Origin of the sequence: Endozoicomonas numazuensis (genome assembly GCF_000722635.1) — a bacterium.
Classification (GTDB): Bacteria; Pseudomonadota; Gammaproteobacteria; order Pseudomonadales; family Endozoicomonadaceae; genus Endozoicomonas_A; species Endozoicomonas_A numazuensis.
In genome coordinates, this window is the sequence record NZ_JOKH01000012.1 from 37635 (window position 1) to 47949 (window position 10315).

The 10315-nt window shown below is 48.2% G+C and carries 8 protein-coding genes; 5 read left to right on the forward strand and 3 right to left on the reverse strand.

The window, feature by feature from the left end; all coding sequences use genetic code 11:
- Positions 1-42: 42 nt before the first annotated feature.
- Positions 43-867 carry a hypothetical protein gene (locus GZ78_RS26275; protein WP_034843129.1) on the reverse strand — a complete coding sequence of 275 codons (825 nt, stop codon included), beginning with the start codon at positions 865-867 and terminating at the stop codon, positions 43-45.
- A gap of 9 nt (positions 868-876) precedes the next feature.
- A complete protein-coding gene (locus tag GZ78_RS26280) occupies positions 877-2028 on the reverse strand; it encodes a hypothetical protein (RefSeq protein WP_034843131.1) in 1152 nt (383 codons plus the stop codon).
- A gap of 260 nt (positions 2029-2288) precedes the next feature.
- On the opposite strand from GZ78_RS26280, the gene serB reads away from it, so the two are divergent.
- The 4 genes from serB to GZ78_RS26300 are packed head-to-tail and all read left to right on the forward strand — an operon-like array spanning position 2289 to position 7264.
- Positions 2289-3575: a phosphoserine phosphatase SerB gene (gene serB / locus GZ78_RS26285; protein WP_034843133.1), complete on the forward strand. Its 1287-nt coding sequence runs from the start codon at positions 2289-2291 to the stop codon at positions 3573-3575.
- Positions 3576-3577: 2 nt separating this feature from the next.
- The gene (locus GZ78_RS26290; RefSeq protein ID WP_236631705.1) at positions 3578-4915 is read left to right on the forward strand and encodes an ABC transporter substrate-binding protein; all 1338 of its coding nucleotides are present in this window, start codon (positions 3578-3580) and stop codon (positions 4913-4915) included.
- A 34-nt stretch (positions 4916-4949) separates the two neighbouring features.
- Positions 4950-6644, forward strand: a complete 1695-nt coding sequence (locus tag GZ78_RS26295) for an ABC transporter permease (RefSeq protein ID WP_051786581.1) — start codon at positions 4950-4952, stop codon at positions 6642-6644.
- Positions 6641-7264 (forward strand): ATP-binding cassette domain-containing protein, encoded by a 624-nt coding sequence (locus GZ78_RS26300; protein WP_034843135.1) that lies wholly within the window; start codon positions 6641-6643, stop codon positions 7262-7264. The genes GZ78_RS26295 and GZ78_RS26300 overlap by 4 nt, the downstream gene beginning before the upstream one ends.
- A gap of 105 nt (positions 7265-7369) precedes the next feature.
- Here GZ78_RS26300 and GZ78_RS26305 read toward each other — a convergent pair whose 3' ends face one another.
- Entirely contained in the window at positions 7370-8320 is a 951-nt protein-coding gene (locus tag GZ78_RS26305) for a hypothetical protein (RefSeq protein ID WP_236631706.1), read from the reverse strand.
- 97 nt (positions 8321-8417) lie between these two features.
- Between GZ78_RS26305 and GZ78_RS29735 the strand changes: the two genes are divergently transcribed.
- Positions 8418-10315, forward strand: a 1898-nt coding sequence (locus GZ78_RS29735; protein WP_161787501.1) for a hypothetical protein, incomplete at its 3' end; no start/stop codon positions are given.

A 10315-nucleotide genomic window follows, 5' to 3' on the forward strand; every position in this document is an offset into this window, starting at 1 on the left:
TAAAAAAACCGGCATGGACAGTGCCGGTTTTTTTTGCAGCTGTTACCAGCCATTGGGGTCATCGTCGGGCTCTATCTCCCAAACAAATTCTTCTTCGTCTTTCTGCTCGGGATCTTTAAGACGATGTATGCCGGGTGCCAAGGCTTGCTCTTCTGGTGACTCGATAATGGAGAGTCCGTCCATAAAGGCCCAGAAAGATCGGAATACTTTTTTCAGGAGTTCCGGGCAAGGTTCTTTACCCTGTTCCCAGTGGCCTTCAGGTTGAAAGTCAACGGATATTATATGTTCGGGCGTGATTGCTGTACAAAATTCGTAGCTGCGGCTTCCATTCTTGCCACCGTGAAGGAATTCAAGCCAAATTCGATCTTTTAGATGATGAACTGAAATATCATCCGGGCTTGTTGGGTAAATCCAATGAGAGTCATCATTCTCATACCCCTTCGGTAGCCAATACAGAAGAGTTTTTTCAAGTTGGTCCGGGTCTCGCAGGTCTGTGATATTTTCCAAACTATTTACGTTAATCCAGAAGGGAGTAATCAAAATTTTGCAGCTGCCTACCATAGCCAGCTCCTGTCCATAGGGCACAAGATGTTTCCAATACACAGTAGACAAGGTCATAGGGTGAAATTGCATATAACCGTCATACAGTTCACCGGGGTAGTCACCGCCGTAATTCATGTAGTATGACCGATCATAAAGATCCACCTTGTGAGGTGTTTTAGGTGAAGAAGGGAATCCATCGACTTCTAGTTCATATAGACAGCCAGAAAATACCAACTGAAACTGTGACAGTTGGTAGCAATGCAGTGGATCATCTTCAAACGCGCACCATTCCAGATGTTCGTGCTGGTCAATCAAGTCTGTCATAGAGCCTCCTTACCAGTCACCTAACACTGTGCTTAGCTTTTTAATCAAACCTGTAAAGGGCGGAAGCTGATGAGCCATTCCATTGTTCAAAGAAGCGTTCAGCTTGTCGGTAAGTTGTTTAATCGTATTGGTATCAGCGGTTAGGGTTGAGCTTGGACTCCACTGCATCGGGTGGGCTCTGACTTGATTGTCCAGTTTTTTATTCATGCCCTGATGCAGTCTCGTTACGAGGCTTGTGCCTTCTGTCTGGCCCATCTTATTGATAACTTCAGCTTGCAAGCGATCCAGGTTTTCCAGCAACAACCCCAGATCCGTTTTGGGATTAATAAACTCAAATTTTTGATGTTTCAGTGATTTTTGTCCTGAATTTCTTATCTTCTTGAGAGCATCGGACAACAACTTGGCGCCATTATCGAATACATACCAGTGGTGCTGGTGTTCCCCCATATCGGACCAGTAGTGCTTCTCGGTTTCGATTAATACTTGGGCAAGCTCTGAGGCGCCATTACCTTCCTTGATGATCTTCTGCTCCGGAGTTCGCCATGTGCCAAGGTCATCAATCACAAAACTTGGCGTGTAATAGAGAGAAAATGAATTTCCCATATTTTTAGTATTGGCGTTTTCCAGAAACATATTGCCAAACTTATTTGCAGTCGCTTCTACGGAATAAGCACGATGCTTAGGTTCCAGGACAGAGCCTATGGCACCAATGTAGGTAGAGATTTTTTGGTCATTGAATTTCTCGGCATGCCACTGCCCTCTATTGAGCGAGCGGTTCTTTGCAAGGTAAAGCCCTGGCAAATGCCCCTTTCCCGCATTCAGTGACTCCTGAATATTGGTGATATAAACGCCTTCACCATGGCTATCGGGAGAGCCTGACTGTAATACCGAGTACGTTACGATAACAGATCCACAATCTACACGGTGTTGTGTTGACTTGCCCTGGTTAGACTGGCTGGTGATGCCTGCAGCAGAGTTCTTCAGATCAATCATTTTTTGAAGGCTCTGTTTACCTGGCAGAGTGGTAGGATTAATCAGCTCAACAAAGCGGGTGGCCAAGCCAGGATCAATGTAAACCTTTCGGCCATCTTCACCTCGGGTCTGTCTGTCAAAAAAGATATACGAACTGAATGTTTTGACGGGAGTATTGAACGACGTCACTGCTTTCTTCCTTGATACTTCGTTGTTACTTCTTATTACTGCTATGCCTTATGCCAGAGATCCGAGGGCTAAAGCAGATACTTTGTCCCTGAACTTTATTGAAAAATCATTCAGCTTTCAACGAAAGCCTTTCTCTATGCGTTACAATAGCGCCGGTTAACAGCCATGAGCGATAAACCAAGCGCTTTATCGCTTGAGGCATGAACAACCATGAGCGAAGTAAAATATTTCAGTCAAAACGATAAGAAGCCAGGTGTACTGTGAGCGAGATTCTGCTGATCAACGTGACAGGGCGGGACAAACCCGGTCTGACGGCCTCCATAACGTCTATCATGAACGCTTGTTCTCATCAAGAGAGTGGGCTGGAAATTCTTGATATCGGTCAGTCGGTTATTCATGACACCCTGACTTGGGGGGCTCTTGCATGGAGTATAATGGTTCGGTTACCTGAAGGGCGGGAGGCTGCTCCGGTTCTCAAAGATCTGCTGTTTCATTTTCATGAGCTTGAGCTTCAGTTCAACTATCAGCCTATTTCCGATACAGACTATGAAAAGTGGGTATCTGAACAGGGTAAGAACCGTTATATCCTGACCCTGCTTTCCAGAAATGTCACTGCAGAACAGATTGCCCGTGCTGCTAATATCACGGCAGATCATGGTTTGAACATAGACCAAATCACACGCCTTTCGGGTCGTCGATCATTGAAAACGGACAGCCTTGAGTCTGACAAAGTTCAGGAGCAGCGTACATCTTCCTGTCTGGAATTCTCGGTCAGTGGCACTTCGCCTGATCTGGGCAAACTGAGAGCAGATTTTCTGCACATTTCTTCTGAGCTGGATGTCGATGTCGCCTTTCAGGAAGACAGCATTTATCGCCGTAACCGCAGGCTGGCGGTGTTTGATATGGACTCAACCCTGATAGAAGCTGAAGTTATTGACCTGTTGGCTGAGGCGGCCGGTGTGGGTAACAAGGTGGCTGAGATCACCGAAAGGGCGATGCAGGGCGAACTGGATTTTAACGAAAGTTTTCGTGAAAGACTGGCCATGCTAAAAGGGCTGGATGAGTCTGTTCTGGCAGGTATCGCAGAAAAGCTGCCCATGACCGAAGGCGCAGAAAAACTGCTTAAAAGTCTGAATGCACTGGGCTATAAAACAGCCATTCTGTCAGGAGGTTTTACCTACTTTGCCCGATTCCTTCAGGAGCGATTAGGGATCGACTATATCTTTGCCAATGAGTTGGAAATTGTCGATGGCAAAGTAACCGGTGAAGTGAAAGGTGAGGTCGTCAATGGCGAACGCAAGGCTACCCTGCTCAAACAGATTGCTCAGAGCGAAGGGGTTTCTCTGCAGCAAACCATTGCAGTAGGTGATGGGGCCAACGATTTGCCCATGTTGAGTGTAGCTGGGCTGGGGATTGCGTTCCGGGCCAAGCCACTGGTCAAACAAAGCGCCAGACAGTCCATCTCAACATTGGGTCTGGATAGCATACTCTACCTGCTGGGCTTTAGTGATAAAGACCTGCAAGTATTGAATCAGGATAAAAGTTAAGGATGTTTCGAGGTTTGAGAGAGCGTTCAATGGTTAACAGCCATGAGCGATGGAAACAACTTTTCGGTTCTTTTGGAGGCGAAAAGTTGTTCATTATAAAGAGACGCTTTTTACCGGTCATACACATTCTGGCTGTTCTGGCATCTCTGTTCTCTTTAAACAGTTATGCCGCTCCTCTCCCAGAATCTTCCCCAATGCCTATAGCGAATAAAGAGTGGCAGAAGATTCTCAAGGAAAGCAAAGAGCAAACGGTTTATTTCAATGCCTGGGGTGGCAGTCAGCAGATTAATGACTATATCCGCTGGGCGGCCAAACAGGTACGCCAGCGTTATGGCATTGAACTGAAGCAGGTAAAAGTCAGTGACACAGCAGATGTTGTGAGTCGTCTATTAGCTGAGAAGCAGGCCGGTCGGGATACCCGGGGAACTGTGGATATGATCTGGATCAATGGCGAAAATTTTCGGTCCATGAAAAATCATGGCCTGCTTTTTGGTCCATTTTCTAATCGGCTCCCCAACTATCGTTGGATAGACCCACAGGAAAAGCCTACAACAGAGCTTGATTTTGGTGAACCGGTAGAAGGTCTGGAAGCCCCATGGGGAATGGCTCAGCTGGTTTTTATCTATGATCAGTACAGTGTTCAGGAGCCTCCTAAAAGTGCGGAAGACCTAATGAAGTTTGCCAGAAAGCATCCTGGCCGGGTGACCTATCCGCTCCCCCCTGATTTTGTTGGCACCACATTTCTTAAACAACTGCTGCTGGAGTTGACCGATCAAGACCCTGCATTATTCAAGCCGGTTGACAGGGCCCGCTTTGAAAAAATAACAGCCTCTCTATGGCGCTATCTTGATGAGCTGCACCCATTGTTGTGGCGTAAGGGAGAAACGTTTCCTCAAAACAATCTGGCATTGACACCGTTGCTTGATGATGGGGAAATTATGTTGTCGATGACGTTTAACCCATCTTATGCCAGCTCTGCTATTGCCAATGGTGAGTTGGCAGAGAGTGTCAGAACTTATGTGAATACGGCAGGAACGGTTGGCAATACCCACTTTCTGGCTATTCCCTATAATGCCCATGCAAAAGCGGCTGCTCAGGTTGTGATTAACTTTTTGATGTCTCCTGAAGCTCAATTACATAAGGCTGACCCGAACGTCTGGGGAGATCCTACGGTATTAAGCATGGGTAAACTCAATACTGTGGATAAACAACGATTCAATGAGCTGCCCCTGGGGATCGCTACTCTCAGCCCGGAAGCTTTGGGCAAGGTTTTACCGGAACCACACAGTTCCTGGTCAATGGCGCTGGAAACTGAATGGCAAAAGCGTTACCGACAGTGAGTAAACCGGTTTGAACTTCAGAAACGGTTTTAGCATGCATCTTGCTGCGACGTTGGTCGCCGTTTTATTTTTTGCTGTCGTATTGTTAGGTACCGTAAGTGCGGTTCTCCCCGCTTTTGGTTATTTACCGGTATTGGGCATGACAACCCTGTCGTTTGCCCCGTGGCTGCAATTATGGGAAACGCCTGGTCTGGCAGAGATGCTCTGGTGGTCGTTTTTTTCAGGTGTGGGCGCAACACTCGTTTCTATGCTGCTGGCGCTGGCTTTTGTCAGTGCCGCATGGGGCAGTCGGTTCTGGCATCAGGCCGAGCGCTGGTTGTCTCCCATCATGGCAACGCCTCACCTGGCGCTATCTGTGGGACTGATCTTCATGATTATGCCCAGTGGCATTCTGGCCAGGGGACTGTCACCCTTCATGGATTGGCAAGGACCACCTGATTGGCACACTGTACAAGATCCTTGGGCGTTGTCATTAACAGCACTCTTGATCCTGAAAGAAACGCCCTTTCTGATTCTGATGTTGATGGTCTCTATCCGACAACTACCTGTCAGAGAAATTCTGAGAACAGGATTAGGGCTGGGTTATCAATCCTGGACAGTCTGGGTAAAGCTGATCTGGCCTCAGCTGTATTCAAGAACACGCCTGTCCATGCTGACGGTGCTGGTCTTTTCCCTGTCCGTGGTGGATATAGCCATTGTATTGGGGCCAGCCACTCCTCCCACGTTTGCGGTACAGGTGCTGAACTGGTTTCAGAATCCTGATCTTGAATTTCAGGCACTGGCTTCTGCGGGGAGCGTTCTGTTATTGCTTCTGGTGCTGGCTGCTATTGCATTGATCATTGTGCTCGAAAAGTTAGCCTCTTCTTTGCTCAGGGGCTGGCTAACTTCGGGTTACAGAGGCGCTGGGGGGTGTTTTTGGAGCGCTCTGTCCATTATCAGCTGGAAGACGCTTCTGGTCGTATTTACAGGCAGCTCCATAATGTTGCTGATCTGGTCGTTTGTCTGGCGGTGGCGGTTTCCTGCTTTCTTCCCACAAAGCTGGTCTCTCAAGGGTTGGGAAAGGGCTTGGCCAAGACTTCTGGAGCCTCTGGAAATGGCTTTGCTGATCGGTGTCGTGTCGGCCTTTCTCGCTTTGATATTTTCGGTACTGATATTAGAGGCGGGCAGGAAAAGTCAGACCGAATCACCTTTTCTGAGAAAGATGCACAGACTAATAGGCAGAGCGATGTATCTGCCATTATTGTTGCCTCAACTGACATTTCTTTTTGGTATCCAGGTCTGGCTGATACGCTCAAATGCTGAAGGTCATTGGTTATCAGTGGCCTTGATGCATCTGCTTTTTGTTTTGCCTTACTGTTATCTCAGTCTTTCAGGTCCTTGGCGGCATTATGATGACCGTCATACAGCGCAGGCTCTCATGCTGTCGGGCTCTTCTGTCCGTGCTTTCTTTCAAGTGAAGTGTTTGATTCTGCTGAAGCCGTTACTGGCCAGCTTTGCTCTGGGTTTTGCTGTCAGTATTGCTCAGTATTTGCCAACACTGTTTGCAGGTGCAGGAAGAATAACGACGGTCACGACAGAAACGGTAGCACTGGCTTCCGGCGGAAATAGAAAAATTATGGCGGTATACGCACTGGTGCAAATGCTACTGCCAATGTTGATGTACGGGCTGATGGTTTTGCTGAGTGCCTGGAGGATCAAAAGCTGGCGGCCAATCAGGAGATGGGTATGAAACTGGAAGTCAGAAATCTTGCTTTATCGGTTGCAGGAAAGCGTCTGGTTTCTGATCTGAGCTTTATTGCCAGAGCAGGTCGGGTATTGGCTATCACGGGGCCGAGTGGCTGTGGGAAATCCTCTATTCTTGATTTTCTTTGTGGCACTCTGCCCGGCAGCTTTCAGGGTTCAGGGACGATCATGCTGAATGACAGGGATATAACCAGTAGGCCGTCTCATGAACGTGGTATTGGGCTGCAATTACAAGATCATTTGTTGTTTCCTCATCTGTCCGTCAGTGAGAATCTGGCTTTTGGAATCCCCTCTTTTTATAGCCGAAGTGAACGAAAGCAAAAGATTGAAAAAGCCTTGAGTGAATGTCAGCTTCCCAATTTTGGCAGGAATAACCCATTGACCTTGTCAGGAGGACAAAGAGCCAGAATCAGTTTAATGAGAACGTTGCTTTCAGAGCCGAAAGTCTTGTTACTGGATGAGCCTTTTTCAAAACTGGACCCAGAGTTGCGTCAGCAGTTCAGAGAGTTTGTCTTCAATCGGGTTTCGGAATTATCGATTCCTGTCATTATGGTCACTCACGATCAGGCAGATATTCCAGAGGCCAGTGAAACGATCAAGTTATGATTAATTGTTTCCAGAAGCCAAGCGTTATTACCATAACGATCTTCGTTCATCCTGAGCTGCTGGTAATGCATTGCGACTGCTCAGTGCACAGGTGTGGGGGTTGCGCTAAGGGCAATCTTGTTTGGCTTGCAGTACTTCGCTGGCTAGCTCTGGGCAGCCTGCTTCCCGAAAATATTCTGCTTGACTGTCCGCATCCTGTTTATTGATCCAGGCCGGTCTGTTGCCTGTGTTATTGCGGAATTTATTGGATATCTCCTGAATACTCGGTTTGACTTCCTCATCGTACTTATCTGAGTTGGCCAAAGCCCGGAATCGACCTGCCCAGTACATTCTGGGAGCAGCCATACGATTGTCGAACTGGTCCTGACAGCGATCGAACTTCATTAGCTGCCTGGATCTGGCGTTAACAACGTGCTTCTGTCTGGAGGCGTCAAAGGTCAGTAGTCCTGAGATCTGAAGATCATTGAGTCTTCGATGTTCTACATTTCTCAACATACTTCTGAGTTGCAGAGTACCGTCTTTCCCTAGTTGCGCTGGCATTAGTTCGCTGAGTTTTCTTGCCGTTTCAGATTGAACCTTTAGCTTTCGGGGCCTGAGCATTTTTACTGTCACTTCTCCGGAGGGAGAGGGTGCCATTTTCAGCAAACCTACCTCTGCCAGCCATGCGCAGGCAGCATGCACCGGGCTTCCTTTATCAATGGTTGCGGAGCGATCTTTGAAAGTCATTGGCGCCGAGAGGTCGTCTGATTTGGAAGACAGCGCTTCAATCAGTTCCTGGGTGCGATGTATTTCAGCCGGTTCCGGGCGTCGTAGAATAAAGGCCTTTAGCCGGGCAAAAGCCCCATTGGGCACAGCGATAACTTCGGTGTCCCGATCTTTCACCGATTTCTTATGATGATGTTCTTTGCTGGACTCAGTGATTAACTTTCTTGCGGGATGACTGGCAATGCCCTTGGGTTTATCCGACGGCCCCTGGGGCTTCAGGTCAACGTATTGATTGGGAACCGACTGTCCGGGTTTGCCGATGCTCATGATAATGTGCTCTTTTCCGCTCATGGCTGCTTGGCTGATAAACCTTCTATCGGCGAACTTTGCCCTACCTCCAAACATTATCTACTTTAAAAAACTCATTTCCTGACCAAGCTGTAAGTGGATGATGTTGCCCAGAGTTCGATGTGTGCTGTTTTTCTTGCTTTGGATCGTGGCCCCGGTCTTATCCGCTGCCCCAATCCCCTGGCTGTCTCTGACAGTAGCCGACAGCCGGGAATCCATGCTGAGGCTGGCAGAACAGGAAAACGTTGATTGGGCAAACGAACTCAGCCGTATTATTGTTCTTGAACAAAATGATGCCATAGAACTGGCCATCCAGGGTTACGAACAACTCATTGCCAGCCAATCCACTGACGTTGCATCGCTTAACAAACTAGTACCACTGTACTGGCGATTAATGGAAAAGCATGAGGCCTTTGAACAACGAGCCGGTTTTTTCCTCAGCCTGAGCGATACACCCGAAACCGGTCATGTCTATCAAACCCTGTATTGGCTGGATCAGTTACTGACGTTTCATGCCGGGCATCTGCTTAAAGGATCTGATAGAACCATTGGACAAACCGTAAGCGGTGTTCAACAACAGTATGAACAGCTACTGGCCTCTATTGGGGATATCCCTGTCGTCCTGAAACACTGGATCGCATCGTTGCTTTATTTCCACATGCCAGAAGGTGGTCTGGCTACCGCTGACCATTATCTGCTGCGAGAAAAACAGAGCCTTCAGCCTACTGAGAGCCTTCAGCCTACTGAGAGCCTTCAGCCTACTGAGAGTCTTCAGCCTACTGAGAGCCTTCAGACTTTAGAAGACGATGAACAGGTTTTTCTGGCTGACCTGCTCACGGTTTATAGAAAAATACTCTTTGAACGGTATGATCAAGAACTGCCCGAATCACTGCCGTCTGGTAGCTGGCTACTGCCCGGCGCCAGCGCCGACATGACCACGCAAGACATAATAGACAGGCAAAACTGGGCTTACCAACGCTTCCAGGGCAAAGCGGCCAGCACCATCAGCTCTACCTGGCAAGCGCTGGCAGTCACCATTAATTGTTTTTACAAAGCTCGCAGTAACCCCCAAATGTTCCGGTTTCGCCTCTGCCTGGTCCCTTTTGAGGCCGCCCGACAGAATATAGTCACCCTGTACGACCTGCTCTATGTGGGCGAAAATGCCAAGCGTCGCGCGCCCTGGCGAGACATGTGGGAGTGGAATGCAGGCAGTGACGAATACCAGCTGCTGACGGCTGAATTTAATGAAGTAGCGGGCTTTAAAGAACAAGTGGTAGGCTCCCTGCAACAGGATTTCTTAGACCAATTGAACCAGGTAGAAAGCATAACGGACCCTGAAGTTCGGGAATCAAACAAGCTGAACCTATTCCAGAGCCACCTGACCGACTTTGCCAGCGAGCAAACCGTCCAGAATGCCGTCCAGCATTCCGCTCAGAGACTCAACCAGATACAGACCGTCAAAACACAAGACAATCAGTCACAACAAGCCTTCGAACGCTTCAAGACACAACAGCAAACATTCACTGCCCGGATTGAACAAGCCCCCAATGATGAAGTTTTGATCTCTCAATATCTGTCGTTGATTGACGGTCAGGATGCCCGCACCGGCCTCACCGAACAGAGCAGACTGAACCTGAGAGTCACAGTAGTTCATTGGCTCGAGAAGGCACAACACAATAACCGGTTAGACAGGCTGTACAAAACCTATACCCAGCAGAAAGAAGCCATTCTCCGCCGTTTTCATGACAACCCCATAACGGCCCTTGAAGACCTGCTTACCCTGGTTAACAGCGAGGCCGGAGAGTCCCTGGCGGCAGAAAGCCGAACAGCCCAGAGAAACTATTTTCTTTCAGAATTAAATGAACTCAGAGCAGAGAAACAAGCAAAGCAGGAAAGGCGCGACAAGGAAGGGCACTATAAAAAGAGACTGGACGAACTGAATCAACAAGAACAACTGACCGGCAACACAGAGGCCTGGTTTACGGGGTTTATTGATCT

What these genes read in the sequence shown, in the direction of transcription:
- GZ78_RS26275 (WP_034843129.1), bottom strand. Translation starts at nt 867, where the DNA reads ATGACAGACTTGATTGACCAGCACGAACATCTGGAATGGTGCGCGTTT.
- GZ78_RS26290 (WP_236631705.1), top strand. Translation starts at nt 3,578, where the DNA reads ATGTTTCGAGGTTTGAGAGAGCGTTCAATGGTTAACAGCCATGAGCGA.
- GZ78_RS26295 (WP_051786581.1), top strand. Translation starts at nt 4,950, where the DNA reads ATGCATCTTGCTGCGACGTTGGTCGCCGTTTTATTTTTTGCTGTCGTA.
- GZ78_RS26300 (WP_034843135.1), top strand. Translation starts at nt 6,641, where the DNA reads ATGAAACTGGAAGTCAGAAATCTTGCTTTATCGGTTGCAGGAAAGCGT.
- GZ78_RS26305 (WP_236631706.1), bottom strand. Translation starts at nt 8,320, where the DNA reads ATGAGCGGAAAAGAGCACATTATCATGAGCATCGGCAAACCCGGACAG.